This window comes from Phocaeicola coprophilus DSM 18228 = JCM 13818 (genome assembly GCF_000157915.1).
GTDB classification, from domain to species: domain Bacteria; phylum Bacteroidota; class Bacteroidia; order Bacteroidales; family Bacteroidaceae; genus Phocaeicola; species Phocaeicola coprophilus.
Genome location: NZ_EQ973632.1, coordinates 39,992 through 62,501, shown reverse-complemented (window position 1 = coordinate 62,501; position 22,510 = coordinate 39,992). Strand labels below are relative to the sequence as shown.

At 46.1% G+C, this 22,510-nt stretch carries 21 protein-coding genes; 4 read left to right on the top strand and 17 right to left on the bottom strand.

What is annotated here, in order from left to right; all coding sequences use genetic code 11:
- Positions 1-12 precede the first annotated feature (12 nt).
- Positions 13-756 carry an SDR family NAD(P)-dependent oxidoreductase gene (locus BACCOPRO_RS01880; protein ID WP_008140367.1) on the top strand — a complete coding sequence of 248 codons (744 nt, stop codon included), beginning with the start codon at positions 13-15 and terminating at the stop codon, positions 754-756.
- 160 nt (positions 757-916) lie between these two features.
- Here BACCOPRO_RS01880 and BACCOPRO_RS01875 read toward each other — a convergent pair whose 3' ends face one another.
- From BACCOPRO_RS01875 to BACCOPRO_RS01805, 15 genes are all read right to left on the bottom strand, one after another.
- On the bottom strand, positions 917-2,287 hold the full coding sequence (locus tag BACCOPRO_RS01875; RefSeq protein ID WP_008140364.1) for an MATE family efflux transporter: 1,371 nt from the start codon (positions 2,285-2,287) through the stop codon (positions 917-919).
- A gap of 61 nt (positions 2,288-2,348) precedes the next feature.
- Positions 2,349-3,626, bottom strand: coding sequence for a voltage-gated chloride channel family protein (locus BACCOPRO_RS01870; protein WP_187326036.1), 1,278 nt, complete (start codon positions 3,624-3,626; stop codon positions 2,349-2,351).
- Between the two features lie 301 nt (positions 3,627-3,927).
- Positions 3,928-4,962 (bottom strand): UDP-glucose 4-epimerase GalE, encoded by a 1,035-nt coding sequence (gene galE, locus BACCOPRO_RS01865; RefSeq protein WP_008140361.1) that lies wholly within the window; start codon positions 4,960-4,962, stop codon positions 3,928-3,930.
- A gap of 155 nt (positions 4,963-5,117) precedes the next feature.
- A complete protein-coding gene (gene rsxA, locus BACCOPRO_RS01860; protein ID WP_008140359.1) occupies positions 5,118-5,720 on the bottom strand; it encodes an electron transport complex subunit RsxA in 603 nt (200 codons plus the stop codon).
- Between the two features lie 19 nt (positions 5,721-5,739).
- On the bottom strand, positions 5,740-6,324 hold the full coding sequence (gene rsxE / locus BACCOPRO_RS01855) for an electron transport complex subunit RsxE (RefSeq protein ID WP_008140358.1): 585 nt from the start codon (positions 6,322-6,324) through the stop codon (positions 5,740-5,742).
- 17 nt (positions 6,325-6,341) lie between these two features.
- Positions 6,342-7,004, bottom strand: a complete 663-nt coding sequence (locus BACCOPRO_RS01850; protein ID WP_008140357.1) for an RnfABCDGE type electron transport complex subunit G — start codon at positions 7,002-7,004, stop codon at positions 6,342-6,344.
- A complete protein-coding gene (locus tag BACCOPRO_RS01845; protein WP_008140356.1) occupies positions 7,001-7,990 on the bottom strand; it encodes an RnfABCDGE type electron transport complex subunit D in 990 nt (329 codons plus the stop codon). The genes BACCOPRO_RS01850 and BACCOPRO_RS01845 overlap by 4 nt, the downstream gene beginning before the upstream one ends.
- Positions 7,991-7,998: 8 nt before the next feature.
- A complete protein-coding gene (gene rsxC / locus BACCOPRO_RS01840; protein WP_008140355.1) occupies positions 7,999-9,336 on the bottom strand; it encodes an electron transport complex subunit RsxC in 1,338 nt (445 codons plus the stop codon).
- Positions 9,337-9,375: 39 nt separating this feature from the next.
- Positions 9,376-10,344, bottom strand: coding sequence for a Fe-S cluster domain-containing protein (locus BACCOPRO_RS01835; protein ID WP_008140354.1), 969 nt, complete (start codon positions 10,342-10,344; stop codon positions 9,376-9,378).
- 15 nt (positions 10,345-10,359) lie between these two features.
- Positions 10,360-10,782 carry a SoxR reducing system RseC family protein gene (locus tag BACCOPRO_RS01830; RefSeq protein ID WP_008140353.1) on the bottom strand — a complete coding sequence of 141 codons (423 nt, stop codon included), beginning with the start codon at positions 10,780-10,782 and terminating at the stop codon, positions 10,360-10,362.
- A gap of 150 nt (positions 10,783-10,932) precedes the next feature.
- On the bottom strand, positions 10,933-12,714 hold the full coding sequence (gene lepA, locus BACCOPRO_RS01825; protein ID WP_008140351.1) for a translation elongation factor 4: 1,782 nt from the start codon (positions 12,712-12,714) through the stop codon (positions 10,933-10,935).
- 441 nt (positions 12,715-13,155) lie between these two features.
- A complete protein-coding gene (locus tag BACCOPRO_RS01820) occupies positions 13,156-13,356 on the bottom strand; it encodes a winged helix-turn-helix domain-containing protein (protein ID WP_008140348.1) in 201 nt (66 codons plus the stop codon).
- 148 nt (positions 13,357-13,504) lie between these two features.
- Positions 13,505-13,972, bottom strand: a complete 468-nt coding sequence (locus tag BACCOPRO_RS01815; protein WP_008140346.1) for a C-GCAxxG-C-C family protein — start codon at positions 13,970-13,972, stop codon at positions 13,505-13,507.
- Entirely contained in the window at positions 13,972-14,931 is a 960-nt protein-coding gene (locus BACCOPRO_RS01810) for a D-2-hydroxyacid dehydrogenase (protein ID WP_008140345.1), read from the bottom strand. The genes BACCOPRO_RS01815 and BACCOPRO_RS01810 overlap by 1 nt, the downstream gene beginning before the upstream one ends.
- A gap of 27 nt (positions 14,932-14,958) precedes the next feature.
- Entirely contained in the window at positions 14,959-16,233 is a 1,275-nt protein-coding gene (locus BACCOPRO_RS01805; protein ID WP_008140342.1) for a replication-associated recombination protein A, read from the bottom strand.
- A gap of 190 nt (positions 16,234-16,423) precedes the next feature.
- Here BACCOPRO_RS01805 and BACCOPRO_RS01800 point away from each other — a divergent pair, with 190 nt between their 5' ends.
- A complete protein-coding gene (locus BACCOPRO_RS01800; protein ID WP_008140339.1) occupies positions 16,424-17,560 on the top strand; it encodes a DUF4934 domain-containing protein in 1,137 nt (378 codons plus the stop codon).
- Positions 17,561-17,725: 165 nt separating this feature from the next.
- Here the strand turns inward: BACCOPRO_RS01800 and BACCOPRO_RS17755 are convergent, their stop codons facing one another.
- Entirely contained in the window at positions 17,726-17,866 is a 141-nt protein-coding gene (locus BACCOPRO_RS17755) for a hypothetical protein (protein WP_022277254.1), read from the bottom strand.
- Positions 17,867-18,058: 192 nt separating this feature from the next.
- Between BACCOPRO_RS17755 and BACCOPRO_RS01795 the strand changes: the two genes are divergently transcribed.
- Positions 18,059-19,798 (top strand): glutamine--tRNA ligase/YqeY domain fusion protein, encoded by a 1,740-nt coding sequence (locus tag BACCOPRO_RS01795; RefSeq protein WP_040311057.1) that lies wholly within the window; start codon positions 18,059-18,061, stop codon positions 19,796-19,798.
- A gap of 153 nt (positions 19,799-19,951) precedes the next feature.
- Positions 19,952-21,334 carry a tetratricopeptide repeat protein gene (locus BACCOPRO_RS01790; RefSeq protein ID WP_162231589.1) on the top strand — a complete coding sequence of 461 codons (1,383 nt, stop codon included), beginning with the start codon at positions 19,952-19,954 and terminating at the stop codon, positions 21,332-21,334.
- Positions 21,335-21,429: 95 nt separating this feature from the next.
- On the opposite strand, the gene BACCOPRO_RS01785 is transcribed toward BACCOPRO_RS01790, so the two are convergent.
- The gene (locus tag BACCOPRO_RS01785; protein ID WP_040311056.1) at positions 21,430-22,344 is read right to left on the bottom strand and encodes a DUF368 domain-containing protein; all 915 of its coding nucleotides are present in this window, start codon (positions 22,342-22,344) and stop codon (positions 21,430-21,432) included.
- Positions 22,345-22,510: the final 166 nt, after the last annotated feature.

The following is a 22,510-nucleotide window of genomic DNA, read 5'->3' as shown; positions in this document are numbered from 1 at the left end:
AAGAAAAACGATATGACGAAACATTCCTCCCAACGCATCATCATTGTCGGTGCCACTTCCGGCATCGGACGTGAAGTGGCTCTTCTGCTACTGAAAGAAGGCCATCAGCTCGGACTCGCCGGACGGCGGGAAGAACAACTCAAGGAGTTGCAGAAGCTGGCTCCGGATCACATTGGCATCCGCAGCATTGATATCCGCCGGGAAGAAGCCGCAAACCAGCTGGACGAACTCATTGGAGAACTGGGAGGTATGGATCTTTACCTGCACTGCTCCGGTATCGGTCACCAGAACTACGGACTTTCTCCGGACATCGAACTGGACACACTCGAAACCAACGGTACCGGTTTTACCAGAATGGTTACAGTTGCTTTCCGTTACTTTGCCCGTCAGGGAAACGGACATATTGCCGTAATCAGTTCCATTGCCGGCACTAAAGGACTGGGAGCCGCTCCTGCCTATTCTGCAACCAAGCGCTTTCAGAATACCTACCTGGATGCATTGGAACAACTGGCTTGCATGCAGCATCTTTCCATCCGCTTCACAGATATCCGTCCCGGCTTTGTCGCTACCGGATTGCTCAACGACGGAAAACATTATCCCATGCTGATGAATACGGCTTATGTTGCACGGAAAATTGTCTCAGCCTTGCATCATCGCCGCCGTATCGCCGTCATCGACTGGCGATACCGGATCATGGTCTTTTTCTGGAAACTGATTCCTCCTTTCGTCTGGAAGCGTTTACCGGTCAGAAACTGACCCTGCCAGAAGATAAAACAAAGACCTGAAAAAAGCCCGAGAGCTTTTTAAAAAAGACTTCGGCGTTTTACATAAAATGTTTCGTTCTTTTATGCAAAACGCCGAAGCCTTTTTTCCTTTCCGGCAAAACATCCGGAATATCAGTTGAACAGATTGTTTATCAGGCCATTCTTATATCACCCCGTTCCCTGGCAACAATCAGGCGCAAGCGACGGTAAACATAGATGAAAGCCGGTATCAGGAAGGCATCCGCAAAGACCCACGCCGTAGGATCACCGAAGCAGACAGCCCAGAATCCCCACAACGGGACGGCCACGACACTGACAAGAATCCGGGCAATCATTTCAGAGACTCCGGAAAACATGGCCAGCTTTGTATATCCGGCTCCCTGAATGGAATAGCGCAGGATGCAGAGAAGTCCCAGAACCGGGAAGAAACTCACCGAAATATGCAGGAACAAAGCTGCATCGGCTATAATCTCAGTCTCAGAAGGATCGACAAACAGCAGGACAAACTTCTCTGAGAATCCCCACAAGATGATCGCTACCGCTGCTACGTAAACAATCATCATCAGCGAAGCTGCCTTCACGCCGGTCCAGATACGCTCAGGCTTACCGGCTCCATAATTCTGTCCGCAGAAAGTGGCCATCGCAATTCCCAGACTCTCCAGCATACACAGGAAAAACATCTTGATACGCATCGCAGCAGTAAAGGCTGCCACACAGGCGGTACCCAAAGCATTGTTGGCACTCTGGAGCATGATGCTTCCAATGGCGGTGATGGAAAACTGAAGTCCCATCGGTACGCCGACGAAAATAAGCTGCCGGGCCAGTTCTGGACGGAAGCGTTTATCGGCAGGCTGCATCCGGAGAATCTCAAACTTACGATACATATAGAAGTAACACAACACTGCTGAAACTCCTTGGGAGAAGACTGTGGCAATAGCCGCACCGGCAACTCCCCAATGGAATACCAGAATGCACAGCAAGTCAAGCAGGACATTCAGGACCGTAGAAAACAACAGGAACCAGAACGGTGTCTTGCTGTCTCCCAAAGCCCGGATAATACTGGACAGCAGGTTATAGAAGAAAGTGCAGGGAACACCGATAAAAGTAATCAGCAAATACCAGTAAGCATCCTGAAAGATATTTTCAGGAGTCTGCATGGTTCGAAGAATAAAGGCACACAACAGGCAGGTGATCAAAGCTATACCAACAGACATCATGCCTGCCAGCTTCAGGCTGACAGAAACCAGACGGCGCATCGATACATAATCACGCGCACCGAATTTCTGTGCCACGGGAATACCGAATCCCCCGCAACATCCGTTGCAAAAACCCAGAATGAGAAATACAACCGACGTACTGGCACCTACGGAAGCCAGCGCATTTATTCCCAAAAACTTACCGACAATAGCCGCATCAATCAGCGAATAAGTCTGTTGAAGCATGTTCCCCAACAACAGCGGCAACGTAAAATTAAATATCAGGGGCAAGCAAGGCCCTGCAGTCATTTCCTTTGATTGTGCCATAATCGTTATCTCTCTCTTTTTACCTTAACGCCTGCAAAATTACAAAAAAACGCAGGAGTTATCAGGAAAGGGTCGTACCTTTCTTTCGTAGGAATACAGAATGTTTCGGACTTCCGACCACCTGAGCCGTATAAATACCGGTATGTCCGGAAAAAAGATAAGCAATTACACAGGCAATCCCGAGATAAAGTCCGGCCTCTGCACCGAAAAGTTCAATTCCCATCAGGGTACAGGCGATCGGTGTATTCGTTGCTCCGGCAAAGACTGCCACGAATCCCAAACCGGCCAACAAGGCCATAGGCAAAGGAACAACGGCTGACAAAGCACTTCCCAGCGTGGCACCGACAAAGAACAACGGGGTTACCTCCCCACCCTTGAATCCGACACCAATGGTAAAGGTGGTGAAAATCAGTTTCAACAGAAAGTCATACCACATCTGCTGTTCCGTAAAGGATGCTACAATAACGGGTACACCCAAACCGATGTATTTCGTTGTACCCAATAACCACACAGCCAGAGCTATCAGAATGCCTCCCCAAAAAGGACGCAGAGGCGGATAAGACACATAGCGTCTGGCCAGTCCTCCCCAGAAACCGATGGAACGGGAAAAGAGCATGGCAACCAGCCCAAACAATACGCCTGCCAGTGCAACCCACAGAATATTTGCAACGTTCAATGCCGGAACTTCAGGTATCGCATACTGGGTATGAGCCACTCCCCAGGCGTAACAGGTCAGATGAGCAAAGGCAGCCGACAGAAATGCAGGCAAAATGGCTTCATAACGCATCCGTCCTACCACGATTACTTCAAGGCCGAACACGGCACCTGCCAGCGGAGTCCCGAAGACAGAAGCAAATCCGGCACTGATACCGATCAGTACCATGACCTTATGATCCCGCCGGTGCAAATGAAAAAGACGCGAAAACTGGTCGGCAATTGCACCTCCCATCTGTACACCTGTTCCTTCACGGCCGGCAGAACCTCCAAACAGATGAGTCAATACCGTACCGATATAGACAAGAGGTGCCATGCGGAAAGGAATGATATCATGAGGGGAACGGATCTCTTCAATCAGATAATTATTACCACGGGCTGCCGTCCCTGCCAGATAATGATACATCAGCCCGATCAACAAACCTGCCAAAGGTAGCAGAAACAATACCCACAAATGACTTTCACGATAGTCTGTTGCCCAGTTTAAAGACACCAGCAACAAGGCAGAAGCCGAACCGATACAGGCACCTGATACGGCCGACAGGACAATCCATTTCAATAAATAAACCAGCAACGGAAATTGCTCGATTTTCATCATAAAGCGCTGTTCTCTGAAAACTTTCATCTTTTTATCTTTTTTCGGCCTGCAAAGATACAACATCCTGTCTGTTTACACAAAAAAAACTGTTCTCCGACTCACGTCGGAGAACAGCCACAACACAAACACAAAATAAAACACGACAAAACTACTATGCAATCAGCACCTTTCCATTCTTTTTCAAGAAATGGATGCACTTATGTATATTCACATACCCATAAATGTTTTAAATGCGCTGCATCAATATAACGTCCTATGACGCTATAAGTTCAATATCTTTGTTATTTTTCAATCTATTAACGTCCTTCGTTTACACGAAAACGAAGCTTTATTGTACACCCGTTTCACGGAGATGAACCTGCCAGTTCCATGCAGAGCGCAAGACATCCAGAATCGGGGTATCTGCTTTCCAGCCTAATTCCTGGTTTGCATATGTCGGGTCAGCCCATACTTTTACGATATCACCAGCACGACGTCCAACGATCTGATAGTTCAGTTTCACGCCGGTAGCTTCTTCGAATGAATGAACCAGTTCCAATACTGAAAGGCCACGTCCGGTACCCAGGTTGAATACTTCCACTTTATCTTTCTGCTTGCCTTCCAGGATACGCTTCATAGCGATCACATGAGCCTTGGCCAAATCAACTACATAAATATAGTCGCGGATGCAAGATCCGTCAGGAGTATCATAGTCATCACCGAATACGCTCAGTTTTTCACGGATACCCATAGCTGTCTGAGTTACGTAAGGAACCAGATTCTGCGGAACGCCATTAGGCAATTCACCGATCAATGCAGACGGATGAGCGCCGATCGGGTTAAAGTAACGCAACAGGATTGCGTTGATCGGAGCACCGGAAGCAACTGTATCACGTACGATCTCTTCATTAACCTGTTTGGTATTTCCGTAAGGAGATTCAGCTTTCTTGATCGGAGCAGCTTCAGTTACCGGCAATACATCCGGCTGACCATATACCGTACAAGAAGAAGAGAAGATGATACCACCAACATTGTGCTTCGGCATCAGCTCCAGCAGGTTAATCAGAGAAACCAGGTTGTTGCGATAATAAAGCAACGGTTTCTGAACAGATTCACCTACAGCCTTGCTTGCAGCGAAATGAATAACACCCTTGATGCCCGGATATTTCTTAAACACAGCATCCATTCCTTCATAATCCAAACAATCTACATGTTCGAATGCAGGACGGATACCTGTAATCTGTTCGATATGGTCGACTACGTCGGCACGTGAGTTTGACAAATTGTCTACAATAACTACCTCGTAGCCACTGTTCTGTAATTCAACTACAGTATGAGAGCCGATATATCCGGTTCCACCTGTTACAAGAATTCTTTCTTTCATAATATAAAGGTATTATTCTTTTTTAAAGGGTTTCTTTATTTCCTTGAGCAAAAATAAGCATAATTCTTGAAAAACCATAATCACGCACAAGAAAAAACACAAAAAAAGTCCGGATTTATATAAATCCGGACTTTCCAATTCATATAAGGGGTTTATCAACCGATTCCAAACAAAGCAGACAAGCCTTTGTCCACTCCTGAGAAACCCATGAATGCCATTGCCAGCAGACCGGCGGTCACCAGAGCAATGGACATGCCGCGCATTCCCTTCGGAATATTCACCAGGCTCAACTGTTCACGAATACCGGCAAAGACAATCAGTGCCAGGGCAAATCCCAATGCCGTAGAGAATGCATAAACAACTCCGGTCAGCAGGTCAAAGTCTTTCTGAATAACCAGAATCGTTACACCCAGGATACAGCAGTTGGTCGTAATCAGCGGAAGGAAAACACCCAGTGCCTGATACAAAGCCGGAGAAACTTTCTTCAGAATGATTTCAACCATCTGTACCAAAGCAGCAATGACAAGAATAAACGCAATGGTCTGCAGATATCCCAGTCCGAAGGCATCCAACACAAACTTCTGGATGATATAGGTTACAATGGTAGCCAGCACCAGTACGAAAGCAACAGCTGCTCCCATACCCATTGCCGTTTCCACTTTCTTCGAAACACCCAGGAACGGACAAATACCGAGGAATTGTGACAACACGATGTTGTTCACAAAAATAGCGGTGATAAAGATCAATATATATTCCATAACTTCTTTCTTTTAGGGATTATGCCTTTTTCAGACGATTCACAATTGCTATCAGGTAACCCAATACAATAAATGCACCGGGGGCAAGGACGAAGATCAGCATACCATAATCCTCAGGCATAATGGCAATGTTAAAGAGCTTGCCGGTTCCCAAGAACTCACGGACACCACCCAGAAGAGTCAGAGCAATCGTAAAGCCAAGTCCCATTCCCAGACCATCGAAGAACGATGCCAGCGGGTTATTCTTGGCAGCGAAGGCTTCCGCACGTCCCAGCAGAATACAGTTCACCACAATCAAGGGGATGAACAAACCGAGTGTTGCATACAATCCGGGGACGTATGCCTGCATCACCATCTGAAGCAATGTCACGAACGACGCAATGACTACGACGAAAATCGGAATACGGACCATGTCCGGAACCAGATTCTTAATCAGAGAAATAACGACATTCGAACAGATCAATACAAACATGGTAGCCAGTCCCATTCCCATACCATTGATGGCAGAAGAGGTGGTTCCCAATGTAGGACACATACCCAAAAGGAGTACAAACGTAGGATTCTCCTTGACAATCCCGTTCATCAATACTTTAAAATTATTCATAGTCTGCTCCTCTCCTATTAATTGTTTTCAACATTTGTACTGTCAGCAGCGGCAGAAGCTTCAGCTTCCTGTGAAGCAGCCTGAGAGGTAGCTCCACTTGTACTGTCCACATACTGATTCTTATAAGCTGCATAAGCATTGTTCACAGCCAGCAGGAATGCACGTGAAGTAATGGTAGATGCCGTAATCGCATCGATCTGTCCTCCGTCCTTGCTGACAGTCAGCGCTGCTTCTCCCGGATTCTTACCGGTGATATCTCCTTTGGCTCCCTTCTTGAACCAGTCAGCAGCCTTGGATCCCAGTCCCGGAGTTTCGGCATGGCTCAGCAATGAATAGTCGATAATGTTACCGTCATTGTCAAAACCAACCAGAACAGTCAGCGCACCTCCAAAACCGTTGGCAGAAGATTCCACTGCAGCACCGATGGGTTCTCCGCCCTTAGTAGCCTTGTAGATCTTATAACTTACACCATTCACTTCCACTGTTTCGGGCGCTTCGGCAGGATTGTTGTCGAATCCCGGAACCACCACGGCAATCGCGTCACTCAACGTTTTGGCGTTAGCCTGTGCAATCGGTTCGGCTGTAATATCGTTCACCCAGCCTAATAATCCTCCGGCTACGACAGAAAAGCCTGTCAATGCCAGAGCCATATTCTTTAAAGATGATTCTAGCTTTTTCATTTCTTCACTACCTCCCCGAATCGTTTAGGTTTACAATAAGTGTTAATCAACGGAGTAAATGCATTCATGATGAAAATAGCGAATGACATACCTTCCGGATAAGCACCGAAAAGACGGATCACAACAGTCAGGAATCCGATAGCCACACCATAGATCAGCATACCTTTGTGTGTCATCGGTGAAGTGACATAGTCTGTTGCCATAAAGATAGCACCCAGCATCAGACCACCGGTAAACAGGTGTACGAACGGAGAAGCATAAGCTGTCGGATTAGCCAGATACATCAGACCTGAGAACACAAATACCGTTACCAGGATAGATACCGGAATATGCCATGTAATGATCTTCTTCCATAACATGTAAGCCAGTCCCAGCAACAATGCCAGAGAACTGATTTCACCGATACATCCCGGATTATCGCCCAGGAAGAGGCTCATCGTATCAGGCAGCTGGCTCAAGGCATTCACGTCACCATGAACAGCCTGCTTCATCAGCGCCAGCGGAGTAGCTGCTGTTTCAGCATCGGTATAGCTGGCCCACTGTCCGGTAACCGGCCAGGAAGTCATTTGTACCGGGAAAGAGATCAACAGGAAAATACGTCCCACCAGAGCCGGGTTGAAAGGATTACAGCCCAGTCCGCCGAAAGTCATCTTACCGATACCGATAGCTACCAGTGCACCGATAATAATGATCCACAACGGAAGGTTGGAAGGAAGGTTGAATGCCAGAAGGATACCTGTCAGAGCGGCCGAACCATCCATGATGGTCGTACGTTCACGCTTCAGGATATACTTGGTAATAGCCCACTCAAAGAACAGACACGCGATGACAGATGTCAGCGTGACAATGACAGCCCCCAGACCGAACATGTAGAACGATACCAGCAAGGCGGGCAACAAAGCGATGATTACACCATACATGTTTTTCTGTACGCTGTCACCGCTATGCACATGGGGCGATAAAGATACAATCAATTTGTTTGCCATAATCTGAATTATTTTTTAGCGTTACGTGCACGGATAATTCCGCCCACCTTACCTTTACCTAAACGAATATAGTCCAACATCGGACGACGGGAAGGACATGTGAACTGACAGGAACCGCATTCAATGCAGGACATGATCATTTCATGTTCTACACGTTCCCAGTCGCCGTGAGCCGAACAGGTTGCCAGCAGGAACGGTTCCAGTCCCATCGGACAAGCGCTTACACACTTGGCACAACGGATACAGGGCTGAGGTTCCGCACGGCGTGCTTCCTTGTCGTTCATGACCAGAACACCGGAACTACCCTTGCAGACCGGCACTTCAATATTAGCCAGAGCCTTACCCATCATCGGACCACCACCGATCACCTTGCCGGTATCTTCGGGCAAACCGCCGGCAGCTTCAATCAGCTGGCTCATCGGGGTTCCCATACGGGTCAGGAAGTTTGAAGGATTCTTCAGCGATTTTCCGGTTACGATCACAACGCGTTCAAACAGCGGCTTGTTTTTCTGCACAGCTTCATAAACGGCATATGCTGTTCCCACGTTCTGTACAACGGCACCTACATTGATAGGAATTGCAGGAGGAGCCGGAACCTGACGACCAATAACGGCGTCGATCAGCTGCTTTTCACCTCCCTGCGGATATTTCACTTTCAAAGGCACTACTTCAATACCGGGATAAGCTGCGGCCTTTTCAGTCATCAGCTTGATGGCATCAGGCTTGTTGTTTTCAATGCCGATATATCCTTTGGTTACTTTGGCAGCCTTCATCAGAATGCTTACACCCACCAGAATCTCATCTGCCTTTTCCAGCATCAGACGATGGTCAGCTGTCAGATACGGTTCACATTCCACAGCATTGATGATTACACATTCTGCCTTGCATCCCGGAGGAGGAGTCAGTTTGACATGAGTCGGGAAACATGCGCCTCCCATACCCACAACACCTGCATTCTTAATCTTTGCAACAATTTCTTCCGGAGTCAGGTTACATTCCTTCACCAGTGTCGTGCTGCGGTCGATTGTTTCTTCCCACTCATCACCTTCTACATCAATGAATATTGCCGGTTTGCGATAGCCACTGGCATCAATCACACTATCTACCTTGTTTACCTTTCCAGATACGGACGAGAAGATAGCTGCCGAAACAAAACCTCCCGCCTCAGCAATCTTGGTACCGACCTTTACGACATCTCCTTTTTTCACGATCGCCGTAGCCGGAGCACCGATATGCTGTGACAAAGGGAAAACCGCCTGCTTGGGAAGCGCAAGGGTTTCAATAGCTTTGCCTGCTGACAATTTATTTTCTGCTGGATGAACTCCACCAATTCTAAATGTCTTCACTGTTATATCTTTTTAGTTTTTTACTTATTCTGTTCATTCTCACGCTTCAGCCTTGGGAGCTTCCGGAGCTTTTGCCGGTTCGGGCTGTGCCACAGGAGCCTGCGGTGCCTTCGGTACAGCGGTTTCTGCCGGTTTCACTGTCTGCTTGGGTGCAGCCTCTCCTGCAGCCGGAGCTTCAGTCTTCTGCTTGCGGGGCGGGAAGTTAATGGCATGGATAGCACCCTTCGGACACTCCATTTCGCACTTGCGGCAAGACTTACATTTGGCCGGATCGATATAGGCCAGGTTGTTTTCCAGAGTAATAGCCTCAAACGGACATACTTTCACACACTTGCCACATCCGATACAGCTTGCACTACAAGCCTTGTTGGCTACAGCACCCTTGTCCTTATTGACACACATCACTACCACACGGCGGTTGTTCTTGCCCTTCGGACGGATCTCGATGATGTTGCGCGGACAAGCCTTGCTACATGCGCCACAGGCCGTACACTTATTCTCATCCACCTCCGGAAGTCCTGTTTCAGGATTGATATGGATGGCATCAAACTGGCAGGCGCTTACACAGTCACCACATCCCAGACAGCCAAACGAACAGCCCGTTTCACCACCATAAGTGGCATGCGCAATGGCGCAGGAACGAACACCGTTGTAAGTCGTGATGCGCGGACGGTTGGCACACGTACCGTTACATCTGACAACAGCCACTTTCGGTTCTGAAGCCGTAGCTTCCAATCCCAAAATGGCAGCAACTTTCTCCATGGTAGGCTGACCACCTACCGGACACAGTTTACCTTCCAATGAACCGGCTTTCACGCACGCAGCAGCGAAACCGGAACATCCCGGATAACCACATCCACCGCAGTTGGCCTGAGGCAACACTTCGGCTACCTGACCGATCCGCGGATCTTCATACACAGCAAATTTCTTTGAAGCCGCATACAGAATAACTGCGGATATCAATCCGATAGCTCCTAACGAAATTACTGCAACCAAAATTAAGTCCATAAATCAGTTAGTTTATTAATTATTTATTGATTCCAAGGTAAATGTAAAAGTCCGGCTGAGTTTTCCTCTGCACAGATATATAATAAGGTAATAAGGAATAAGCATACAAAGGGAAATCAGAGCAGAAGTCATTTCGTCATTCGTCAGCATCATGCAGACAAACAGACTGACAACCAGTACCAGAAACGGAATTACAAAAGCCAGCAATACAGCCTTCATCCCCATTGATACCGTACCACTGATCACGACATGCTGCCCGGACTGACAAGAAAGCCCCAAAACATTGTATACATCAATCAGCTTCTCTTTAGCCTCAGAGGCACTGCAATGCCCTTTGACGCTGCAGGAAGAACAGGCTGAAGTCTGTAAGATTCTCACTTTCAGGCGCGAGCCGTCAATGCTTTCCACAATACCTAGATGTTTTATTTTATCGGTCATTTTTGCAAACTACACATTACAAATATGCGGCAAATGTACTATAAAAATTGTTTATATGATAGCATTAGTCCGGTTTTTCTCATTAAAAAATTCAAAAAAAAGAGAAGATGCAAGACTTACACCTTCTCTTTCCTATCTTTTTTCTGCTTGTTAGTCCAGCTTCAATACGGCCAGGAACGCCTTCTGCGGAACTTCCACAGTTCCGATCTGTTTCATACGTTTCTTTCCTTTCTTCTGTTTTTCAAGCAGTTTACGTTTACGGCTCACATCACCACCATAACATTTGGCCGTCACATCCTTACGCACAGCCTTGATTGTTTCGCGGGCGATAATCTTTGCTCCGATAGCCGCCTGAATAGCAATTTCAAACTGCTGGCGGGGAATCAGTTCTTTCAGTTTCTCACACATGCGTCGTCCCAGATCGTAAGCATTGTCGAAGTGAGTCAGTGTAGACAAGGCATCCACCGATTCGCCATTGAGCAGAATATCCAGCTTGACCAGCTTCGAAGGACGGAATCCGGACTGGTGATAATCAAACGATGCATATCCCTTCGAAATGCTCTTCAGCTTGTCATAGAAGTCAATCACGATTTCGCCGAGCGGCATCTTATAATGCAGTTCCACACGGTTTCCTGAAATATAGTCCTGACGAACCAGTTCTCCACGCTTGCCCAGACAGAGGGTCATGATCGGTCCGATATAATCAGTCGTCGTAATGATCGAAGCATCAATATAAGGTTCCTCAATGTGATCAATCAAAGTCGGATCCGGCATACCGCCCGGATTGTGCACTTCCTGCACACCTCCCTGCTTGTCATAAATCATATAGGAAACGTTCGGCACCGTAGTGATCACGTTCATGTCAAATTCGCGGTCCAGACGTTCCTGAACAATCTCCATGTGAAGCAAACCCAGGAATCCGCAACGGAAACCAAAGCCCAGCGCCAGAGAAGACTCCGGCTGGAAAGTCAGCGAAGCATCGTTCAGCTGAAGTTTTTCCAAGGAAGCACGGAGGTTTTCATAATCCTCGGCCTCAATCGGATAAACTCCGGCAAACACCATCGGCTTCACTTCCTCAAATCCTTCAATGGCTTTCTCGCAGGGACGGGCAATGTGAGTGATCGTATCCCCCACCTTCACCTCACGCGAAGTCTTGATACCCGAAATGATATATCCTACATCCCCCGTACGGAGTTCCTTTCGGGGCATCATATCCATCTTCAGCACACCGACTTCGTCTGCATCATATTCCTTACCGGTATTGAAGAACTTCACCTTATCTCCTGTACGGATCACTCCGTTCACCACCTTGAAATAAGCAATGATTCCGCGGAATGAATTGAAGACCGAGTCGAAAATCAGGGCCTGCAACGGAGCATCTTCATCACCCGTCGGATGCGGAATCCGTTCCACAACAGCCTGCAGAATTTCCTCTACGCCCATACCCGTTTTTCCGGATGCGCGGATGATATCCTCCCGCTTGCAGCCAAGCAGGTCGATGATTTCATCTTCCACTTCCTCGGGCATTGCACTGGCCATGTCACATTTATTCATCACCGGAATAATCTCCAGATCATGTTCCAAAGCCATATACAGGTTAGAAATGGTCTGCGCCTGCACACCCTGCGAAGCATCTACCACCAACAAGGCTCCTTCACAGGCAGCGATCGAACGCGATACTTCGTACGAAAAGTCCACATGTCCCGGAGTGTCGATCAGATTCAGCACATATTTTTCACCCTTATAAGTGTATTCCATCTGAATGGCATGACTCTTGATCGTTATACCACGCTCACGCTCCAGATCCATATCATCCAGCATCTGGCCTTCCGTTACTTTAATGGTATTCGTATACTCCAACAAACGGTCAGCCAATGTTGACTTTCCATGGTCGATATGAGCTATAATACAGAAATTGCGAATATTCTTCATATATTTTTTAACTAGTCCGTCTAGCTTGCAAAGATAGATATATTATTTAAAATCCACAAATTTATTTCCGGCATCCCCGATGTCCCTATTCCGGAGCATACACGAAAGGATTCTTCCGCTCCAACGACTGCACGAATCACCCCGGTTATCAGTCCGATCCGGCTGTTCCACCTAGAGAAACTTTTTGTTCCAGTAGCAGAAACTTTCAGTTTCTCCAGCAGAAAACTTTTGTTTCATCAGCAAGAAACTTTTGTTTCACCAGCACGATACAAAAGTTTTCTCCAGACGAAACAATTCTTTTGTCTGAAAGATCAGCATGTCTTGTCTTTTCGTTATTCTGACTGCAAGCAGAAAATTCCGTCTCCGCAAAGGTACAGAAACAAAAAAAGCGTCAGTGATCTTCCTACGACACCAACGCTTCCTTAACCGTTAAGCTCTTTCTTATTTCAACTTCACAAAAAGTTCCCCTTCAACTTCGCTTGTTTCAATCTTATCTTCACGCAACAACCATCCAAGGCCCAGGAAAAGATCCTTGTCAACCAATTTTGTGGCTTTCTTGATTTGTTTTTGCGTTTTTCCATCACATCCATTCAGTGTTTCCCAGATTTTCCCGGCAATCACACCAGCTTTTTCCTTTAACATAATCTTTTGCTTTTATAAAAACATCAATAATAGAAGCTTATCGCATTCTTTTTCTTATTTTGCCAGACAAAATTACACAAAAAAACAATAGCTTCGCACTTCAAACAATGAAAAACATCGTTTTCAGACAGAAAATGTTTATACTTTATTACAATTTATGCTCTTTTTCCAGGAAATCTCCCCAAATCGTTGCTGCCAGCCGCACCATTTCCACACAGGGACGCTTGGCATAATACTGAGCCGTACGCTCTTCCGGAGTAGATACGATCCGGTCTTTGGAAGTCAGCCCCAACAGGTCGGCACAACGGATCGAACCGGTCTTCTCCTTAAAACGGGCAGCCAGTTCCTGCACCAAAGCATAATTTGCTCCTTTTCCTTCACGGTCAGAGCCTTCAACAGCACAGCGCTCCAGTCCGGCCAGCAAGAACATGCCGCAAGCTGCTCCGCAAGTCTCGCGCATACGTCCGATTCCTCCTCCGAAAGAAGCTGCCATATGAAGCGCCTGTTCCCGGGTAAATCCGTACAGATCGGCATAAGCAGCCACTACCGACTGAGAACAATTGTATCCTTCCTTAAACAAAGAAACGGCCTTTTCTATTCTTTCTTCTTTAGTCATTATTTTATTACATTATTAATTGTTTTTCCACTTTTCCACGCCTTCAGGTTCTCCACAGCCTGGCGCATGAGCCTCATCCGGGCTTCGCGGGTAGCCCAAGCAATATGAGGGGTAATATAACAGTTGGGTATTCCCAGCAAAGGATTGTCCGGACGGGGAGGTTCCGTTGAAAGCACATCCAGACCGGCTCCCAACAAACGTCCTTCCTTCAACGCTTTGGCCAGATCGGCTTCATTCACCAGGCCTCCACGGGCTGTATTGATCAGAATCGCTCCCCTCTTCATCCGGGAAAGCCGGGATTCATTGACCATTTCTGCCGTATCGGGTGTCAAAGGACAATGAAGACTCACGATATCACACGAGGAAAATAGCTCCTCCACTGAAACAGCCTTTTCCACTCCCGGCAGAAGTTGTCCGGCAGGCTTACTGGTACAGGCACAGGCCTGCATGCCAAAGCCGAGTGCAATCCGTGCAACAGCCTGTCCGGTGTGCCCCAGTCCGACAATTCCGAGCCGTTTCCCTGCCAGTTCCAGCAACGGGGTATTCCAATAACAGAAATCAGCCTGCCGGCTCCATACACCTGTATGAACTTCTTCTGCATAATGCCCAACCCGCTGGGATATGTTCAGGATATGGGCAAAAACCATCTGCGCCACCGATTCCGTGCTGTATGCCGGAATATTGGTCACCATAATTCCCCGTTTGCGTGCAGCCTGCAAGTCAACAACATTATAACCGGTAGCCAGCACACCGATGTATTGCAGCGCCGGCAAAGCCTCTATCTCAGCTTCCCCCAGTACGGTCTTGTTGGTAAGCAGCACCTCCGCATCTCCTGCACGACTCAGCAGCTCATCAGGCGAAGTGCGATCGTATACGACCAGTTCTCCCAACGGCTTCCAGTCTTCCCACGACAAATCTCCGGGATTCAGTGCATATCCATCCAATACAACAATCTTCATCTTACACCTTTATAATATATATGTATCTTATTTACCAAAACGTTCTCCCCACAGGTTGATCATCCGCTCCTTCAGTTTCGTCTCGGCCGGATTATCCTGTGCATGCCACAAACGCTCATGCTGCACTTCGTCGGGCAAAAACTGCTGCTTTACGAAATGCCCTTCATATGCATGGGCATATTTATAGTCTTTTCCATACCCCAGCTGCTTCATCAGCTTGGTCGGAGCATTCCGAAGATGCAAAGGAACAGGAAGATTACCTGTACGACGGACCAGATCCAGCGCAGTATTGATTCCCTCATAAGCCGAATTGCTCTTCGGACTGGTGGCCAGATAGACCGTAGCCTCAGCCAAAGGAATACGTCCTTCGGGCCATCCGATCTTCATCACTGCATCAAAGGCTGCATTGGCCAGCAGCAAGGCATTCGGATTGGCCAGACCGATATCTTCAGACGCAGAGATCACCAGACGCCGGGCTATAAAGGCCGGATCTTCCCCACCTTCCACCATACGGGCCAGCCAATAAAGGGCACCGTCCGGATCACTTCCCCGAATAGACTTGATGAAGGCAGAAATAATATCATAATGCATTTCCCCGTCCTTGTCGTAAGCCAGAGGATTCTGCTGCAACCGTTCCACAACCTTCTCATCAGTAATAACTACAGGAACTTCCGTATCGGCTTCCACCACCAGTTCCAGGATATTCAACAGCTTGCGGGCATCCCCTCCGGAATAACGGAGCATGGCATCCGTTTCTCTGAGTTCCACCTGCTTCTCCTTCATCAGTGCATCGCGTTCCAGTGTATGCCGGAGCAGTTCCAGCAAATCCTCTTTCTCCAGAGATTTCAGCACATAAAGCTGACAGCGGGAGAGCAAAGGACGAATCACCTCAAAGGAAGGATTCTCCGTTGTTGCTCCAATCAAAGTTACCACTCCCGTTTCTACGGCTCCCAGCAGAGAATCCTGCTGAGACTTGCTGAAACGGTGAATTTCGTCTATAAATAAAATAGGGCTTTGCTGGGAAAAGAAACGATTGCTGCGTGCCTTGTCAATAACATCGCGCACATCCTTTACGCCCGATGTCACCGCACTCAATGTATAAAAAGGAGTTTCCAGCCGGTTGGCTATAATTTGAGCCAGCGTGGTCTTCCCCACTCCCGGAGGCCCCCAAAGGATAAAAGAGGAGATTCGGCCTGCATCAATCATCTTGCGCAGTACCGCTCCCTCACCTACCAAATGCTTCTGTCCAATATAATCGTCCAGCGTCTTCGGACGCATACGTTCAGCCAAGGGTTGTGCCATATTGCTCGTCTGTGTTTTGAATCTTCAACAGTTTTTTCGATAAACAAGTTTCAAATATACGGATTTTTCTGCCCCGACAGCACTTACGGAACAAGTTTTTTTCAAACAGGGGAAATTCCACCCGAAGGTGTGATTTATCCCGATTTTATTTATATCTTCACGGTATTAAGGTTATACTAAATTTAAATCTATGAACACCATAAAATATCTGACAATAATAATACTGGCTTTCCTATCCGTCCAATGCTGTGAAAAAAACATTCAAGGAAACGAAAAAAGAATAACAATTGATCTGGAAGAAAGAACAGAGACATCCGTATTCGACTTGACAGATTCCATCACCGTTGTACCCTTACATACATCTGATTCATGCTTGATTGCTACGATCAATCAAATAGAAAAGAAAAAGGATACCCTTTATATCTATGACATGCTGCAATCTGCTTTTTTCTGTTTCAAAACAAACGGAAGCTATCTTTTCAAGATTTCAGACAAAGGGAATGGACCTGAAGAATATCAACATATAGAACATTTCTCTGTTTCTGAGACAGGTGAAATATTTTTACTGGAACCCTGGGGCAATATATATCAATACAGCAACAAGGGAGTTTTTAAACAAAAAATCAAATTACCCCATGTGCTGGAATCATACAACGAAATTTACGTCAGAGGAAATTCCATTATAATCATTTCAGTATCAGGAGATATCTTATATTATTCCCTGTCTGACGGCACATATCAGTGTTTTCATTCATATGAAAGAATGAATGCTTTCTTCCCGATCAAAAGAACATCCATATATAATGATTCCATCATGAATGTTTCTCTATTTGATAATCAGATTTATAAAATAACCCAGGAAGGTTTAATACCCTCATGGAGCTGGGATTTTAAAGACAATAACAACAGCGAACAGAATATAAAGAAACTGACAAGTCGAATTACATACAACCCCAACGACAAATCCGTCCTGACAGATTATGTAGGAAAAGGGAAACCTTTAAAGCAATTTATCTATACATCATGCGAATCCAACCGTTTTAAAATAGCACTGATGGAATACAACAACAGTTTCCTACATGTATTCCATGATAAAACGAACCATAAGAACTGGGTTTTCAAAAGGACAAAGGAAAATACAATATTTCATACTTGTACATATACAGACAATACATTTATATATTACGACCAGCCATTTACCAGAGGCTGGAGGAACTTAACCTGCATAACAGAAGAAATATTAGGTGAAAAATACAATGTATATACAAATCTTAAAAATGACAGCGACAGTAATCCAACCGTCATACTCTTTCATCTAAAGGAATAAGTCATGGAACAAAACCCATTAGTCGGGAAACAGCCCGTGGCATGATCTGTTTCTTCTTGACATCCTGATTATAATCTCCAAAATTATAGCAGTCTGCGGAATTGATACAAGGCTCATTCCAACCATACAAGCATAAAAAAAGGCTCGTTTCACAACGAACCTTTTTTAAAAGTTTTCAATAGGTATTAGTTTTTTTTCTAAGGTAAAAAGATTGTTTTCAGGATAACGCCACAAAGGTGCAGCCTTTTTTTCAACTGGCCAAATAAAAAAACATGTCATAAAACACATTTTGCGTTTTTCTTTCATATTTTATTATTAGCCTTTATTAACGGCTCACCTTATAATGTTTGCAAAGTTATAATATTTTTCTCAAAAACGGAATAATCCTCTGCTTTTTCCCTTTTAAATTCATACCAGCCGTTGATATTCCTATATAATAATGTGGTATTTTATCCGAGAATGATTACTTTTGCAAAGAAAAGTGTAAAACAAACCACTATGACTGAAATGAACATACCGGAAAGTTCAGAAAAGAAAAGCCTGAACTTCATAGAACAGATTGTAGAGAAAGACTTAAAAGAAGGCAAGAACGGAGGAAGAATACAAACTCGCTTCCCGCCTGAACCGAATGGATACCTGCACATCGGACATGCCAAGGCTATTTGTCTGGATTTCGGAATAGCCCAGCGCTATGGAGGCGTATGCAACCTTCGTTTCGATGATACCAACCCGACCAAGGAAGATGTAGAATATGTAGAAGCCATCAAGGAAGACATTAAATGGCTGGGCTTCCAGTGGGGAAATGAATATTACGCATCCGATTACTTCCAGCAGCTGTGGGATTTTGCCATCCGTCTGATCAAGGAAGGAAAAGCATACGTTGACGAACAAACTTCAGAAGAAATCGCAGCACAGAAGGGTACTCCTACCCAGCCGGGTGTGGAAAGCCCTTACCGGAACCGTCCTGTTGAAGAAAGCATGGATCTGTTCCTGAAAATGAACAGCGGCGAAATCGAAGAAGGAAAAATGGTGCTTCGTGCCAAGATTGACATGGCCAATCCTAACATGCACTTCCGCGACCCGATCATTTATCGTGTCGTAAAAACACCTCATCACCGTACAGGTGATCACTGGAAGGCTTATCCGATGTACGACTTTGCTCATGGACAGAGTGATTACTTCGAGGGAGTTACTCACTCATTGTGTACACTTGAATTTGTCGTTCACCGCCCCTTGTATGACCTTTTCGTTGACTGGGTAAAAGAAGGAAAGGACCTGGATGACAACCGTCCTCACCAGTATGAATTCAACAAGCTGAACCTCAGCTATACACTGATGAGCAAGCGTAACCTGCTGACTCTCGTGAAAGAAGGACTGGTAGACGGATGGGATGACCCCCGAATGCCGACCATCTGTGCATTCCGTCGCCGCGGTTACTCACCCGAGTCTATCCGTAAGTTCATCGACAAAATCGGTTACACAACCTATGATGCACTGAATGATTTTGCCCTGCTGGAAAGCGCTGTCCGCGAAGACCTGAACGCACGTGCAACCCGTGTATCAGCCGTCCTGAATCCGGTAAAACTGATCCTGACCAACTATCCGGAAGGAAAAGTGGAAGAAATGGAAGCCATCAACAATCCGGAAGATCCGAATGCAGGCAGCCATACCATCGAATTCAGCCGCGAACTCTGGATGGAACGCGAAGATTTCATGGAAGATGCACCCAAGAAATACTTCCGCATGACCCCGGGACAGGAAGTCCGCCTGAAAAACGCTTACATCGTGAAATGTACCGGATGCAAGAAAGACGAAAACGGAAACATCATCGAAGTGTATGCTGAATATGATCCGAACACCAAGAGCGGTATGCCGGAAGCTAACCGCAAGGTAAAAGGTACACTCCACTGGGTAAGCTGCAACCATTGCCTGAAAGCGGAAGTACGCCTGTACGACCGTCTCTGGAAAGTTGAAAATCCGCGTGACGAAATGGCTGCCATCCGCGAAGCCAAGAACTGCTCACCGCTGGAAGCCATGAAGGAAATGATCAACCCCGATTCACTGAAAGTTCTCAATGAATGTTACGTTGAAAAATTCCTGGCTGATGCCAAGCCTCTGGATTATCTGCAGTTCCAGCGTATCGGCTATTTCAATGTCGACAAAGATTCTACCGCTGAACACCTGATATTCAACCGTACCGTATCGCTGAAAGACACCTGGAGCAAGATTAATAAATAATTAATTCTAATATACACGTTCAAGGACTGGCCGAATCACTCACAAGTATTCCCCGCCAGTCCTTGAACATATTTTCCATTTAATTCCATGAATAACTTTTATTCTTCATTTCTGACACCAAAATTTCAGGAACTGCTGAAACAATTTGAAGAAATGATTGAACAAGGCAAATCTGTCTATTTCGACAGTAACGACCTGACCTGCCTGGCCGAGTATTACGCCAGCCAGGGAAAACCTAAAAAAGCAGAACAGGCAATAGCATATGCCAAGCAACTGCATCCGGACGATCTGGATATCTGCATCTATGAATGTAACACACTTCTGGCCCAGGGCAAAACGGATGAAGCAATCCGCCTGCTCGACAGTCTGCCAGATCAGACAGACTACGAAGTACGTCTCTTAAGAATCAGCATTCTGCTGGAGCAAGGACAAACCGACAAAGCTCAGCTGTTCATCGAAAAGCTGATGAAAGAGGAAGATGAGAGTGTCGAAGCCTTACTTGACATTTCCGATGTCTATATGGACGCACACCTTTATGCCCAGGCAAAACCATTCCTGCAAAAAGCGTATCAGAAAGATTCGAAAAGTATCGAAGTACTGACAAGCATGGCTGACTACTGTCAGGCTACAGGTGAGTTAGAAAAAACAATCGAATGGTACAAGAAGATTCTGGACGAATATCCCTACGAAACATACTGCTGGGTTGAACTGACCAAGTGTTACCTCCAACTGGAAGACATCGAAAAGGCTTTTGAAGCTGTCGACTTCGCTCTGGCCATCAACGAAAACATTCCGGAAGCACTGGAGCTGAAAGGTTTCTGCTACATGCAGTCAGGAGACATAGAAAAAGCCTTGAAATACTTTCTGAAAGCCGACAAGCTTTATAACAACAAGCCCAGATTATGGATTGTCATCGCACAATGCTATATGGGACTTATGCTTTTCCCTGCAGCTGCAGATTATCTGACAGCCCTGCTGGAGCATCCCGATATTCCGGAATATGAAAAAGCCTATTATTACGAGCAACGTGCGCTTTGCTCGCTGGCCATTTGTGACACAGAAGCTTGTCTCAAGGACCTGGAAGCAGGAAGAATCTGCGATCCGCAATTCCCCCGGCTTTACCTGACATACGGCGAATATTACCTTGTACAGAATGATCTGAAAAGTGCTCAAACCGAATTCGCACACGCTGAAGCTCTTGACCCGAACAAGGACGAAATGCTGGGACTCATTGCTTCTACCCTGCTACGGTATGAATACATTGACGAAGCGGCCAGAAACTACGCCCGTCTGGAAAAAGAATACCCGGAAAAGATCAAAGAATACTATGGCTATCTGGCTTTCCTGCATTACCTTCAGGACGATCTCCAAAAGATGACAGAGGACATCGCCAAAGGATATCTGCAGGCCCCCAGAGAATTAGTTGCCGGTATCATGAACATGGGTGAACAGAATGAAATGTTCAAGGAAGTTGCCATGAACATTTTCAACAACATCAGCAGCAACCCTGATCTGATTCGTCAGCTGGATAAATAAAGCCCAGACAAAAACCGCCGCAGAGCAAACGAACTTTGTCCTCATCACGGACATCCGTTACTCTGCGGCGGTTTCTTATTTTATAGAATAAATGATCAGGCTTTTGCTGTCTTTGCAGAAGAAAGCTTCTCCAGGAAATATACCAGGAAGAATCCGACCAACATCAGAACAATGGCTTCCCACACATATTCACCCGGCATGACATTCGCCTCTACAAGCGGTTTTACCACTCCATGACTGTCCACATAGGTTTCCAGCGTTTCTTTCCAGGGCCATACCTTATTCAACGATCCCAGCATGAAACCGCTCAGCACAGCCAGAGTGATGTTACGGAAATGCTTCAGGGCATACGAAAGAACCCGTGAAAACATCGTGATTCCAAGACAGGCTCCGCAAGCAAATACGACAATAATTACCAGATCCAATGTCTTGACTGCATCCATAATAAAGAAATACTTACCCAGCAATACCAGAATAAAGCTGCCCGAAATTCCCGGAAGAATCATGGCACAAATGGCAATGGCTCCACACAAAAATATAAACAGCAGGTTGGAAGGTGTTTCTGCCGGCGTAGCAACTGTGATATAATAAGCCAGGGCTGCTCCCAGAACAAAACCGAGAATCGTCTTCCAGTTCCATTCCTTGATGTCTTTCGATACAAACCAGGTGGAAGCCAGAACCAGACCGAAAAAGAAAGACCACACCAGAATGGGATGATCCGTCAGCAGCCAGGTGATCAGCTTGGCCAGCGAAAAGACACTGATACCTATTCCCAGAAGAATGGAGAAAAGGAAGCTGGCATTGATTGCTTTCCAGAAAGCGACCCATTTGCCGGTAAACAAAAGTTTTAGGCTTTTCCCGTTAATACTTTTTATTGAATCAATCAGTTCATCGTAAATGCCGACAATAAACGCAATGGTTCCCCCCGATACTCCGGGAACGACATCGGCAGCTCCCATACCCATTCCCTTCAGGGCGAGGACAGCATAATCTTTCAATTTACGTTCCATAGGTTGTAATAATCTATCTGTCATTTTTCTTACGGGCGCAAAGTAAATAAAAAAAATCAGTTTCACATTATATAACCTTCAAAAAAAACAAGAAGATGAACATTTTCAGTCTTCACTTGTTACATATACATAGATTTAAACATTATACAACTATGACAAAAACAGC

Excerpts from the sequence above, each read along its gene's own strand:
- BACCOPRO_RS01785 (WP_040311056.1), bottom strand. The coding sequence starts at position 22,344 with ATGGAACGTAAATTGAAAGATTATGCTGTCCTCGCCCTGAAGGGAATG.
- galE (WP_008140361.1), bottom strand. The coding sequence starts at position 4,962 with ATGAAAGAAAGAATTCTTGTAACAGGTGGAACCGGATATATCGGCTCT.
- rsxA (WP_008140359.1), bottom strand. The coding sequence starts at position 5,720 with ATGGAATATATATTGATCTTTATCACCGCTATTTTTGTGAACAACATC.
- BACCOPRO_RS01795 (WP_040311057.1), top strand. The coding sequence starts at position 18,059 with ATGACTGAAATGAACATACCGGAAAGTTCAGAAAAGAAAAGCCTGAAC.
- BACCOPRO_RS01800 (WP_008140339.1), top strand. The coding sequence starts at position 16,424 with ATGAACACCATAAAATATCTGACAATAATAATACTGGCTTTCCTATCC.
- BACCOPRO_RS01880 (WP_008140367.1), top strand. The coding sequence starts at position 13 with ATGACGAAACATTCCTCCCAACGCATCATCATTGTCGGTGCCACTTCC.
- BACCOPRO_RS01830 (WP_008140353.1), bottom strand. The coding sequence starts at position 10,782 with ATGACCGATAAAATAAAACATCTAGGTATTGTGGAAAGCATTGACGGC.
- BACCOPRO_RS01790 (WP_162231589.1), top strand. The coding sequence starts at position 19,952 with ATGATTGAACAAGGCAAATCTGTCTATTTCGACAGTAACGACCTGACC.
- BACCOPRO_RS01845 (WP_008140356.1), bottom strand. The coding sequence starts at position 7,990 with ATGGCAAACAAATTGATTGTATCTTTATCGCCCCATGTGCATAGCGGT.
- BACCOPRO_RS01850 (WP_008140357.1), bottom strand. The coding sequence starts at position 7,004 with ATGAAAAAGCTAGAATCATCTTTAAAGAATATGGCTCTGGCATTGACA.
- BACCOPRO_RS01805 (WP_008140342.1), bottom strand. The coding sequence starts at position 16,233 with ATGGCACAACCCTTGGCTGAACGTATGCGTCCGAAGACGCTGGACGAT.
- BACCOPRO_RS01810 (WP_008140345.1), bottom strand. The coding sequence starts at position 14,931 with ATGAAGATTGTTGTATTGGATGGATATGCACTGAATCCCGGAGATTTG.
- BACCOPRO_RS01835 (WP_008140354.1), bottom strand. The coding sequence starts at position 10,344 with ATGGACTTAATTTTGGTTGCAGTAATTTCGTTAGGAGCTATCGGATTG.
- lepA (WP_008140351.1), bottom strand. The coding sequence starts at position 12,714 with ATGAAGAATATTCGCAATTTCTGTATTATAGCTCATATCGACCATGGA.
- BACCOPRO_RS01820 (WP_008140348.1), bottom strand. The coding sequence starts at position 13,356 with ATGTTAAAGGAAAAAGCTGGTGTGATTGCCGGGAAAATCTGGGAAACA.
- BACCOPRO_RS01875 (WP_008140364.1), bottom strand. The coding sequence starts at position 2,287 with ATGGCACAATCAAAGGAAATGACTGCAGGGCCTTGCTTGCCCCTGATA.
- BACCOPRO_RS17755 (WP_022277254.1), bottom strand. The coding sequence starts at position 17,866 with ATGAAAGAAAAACGCAAAATGTGTTTTATGACATGTTTTTTTATTTGG.
- rsxE (WP_008140358.1), bottom strand. The coding sequence starts at position 6,324 with ATGAATAATTTTAAAGTATTGATGAACGGGATTGTCAAGGAGAATCCT.
- BACCOPRO_RS01870 (WP_187326036.1), bottom strand. The coding sequence starts at position 3,626 with ATGAAAGTTTTCAGAGAACAGCGCTTTATGATGAAAATCGAGCAATTT.
- BACCOPRO_RS01815 (WP_008140346.1), bottom strand. The coding sequence starts at position 13,972 with ATGACTAAAGAAGAAAGAATAGAAAAGGCCGTTTCTTTGTTTAAGGAA.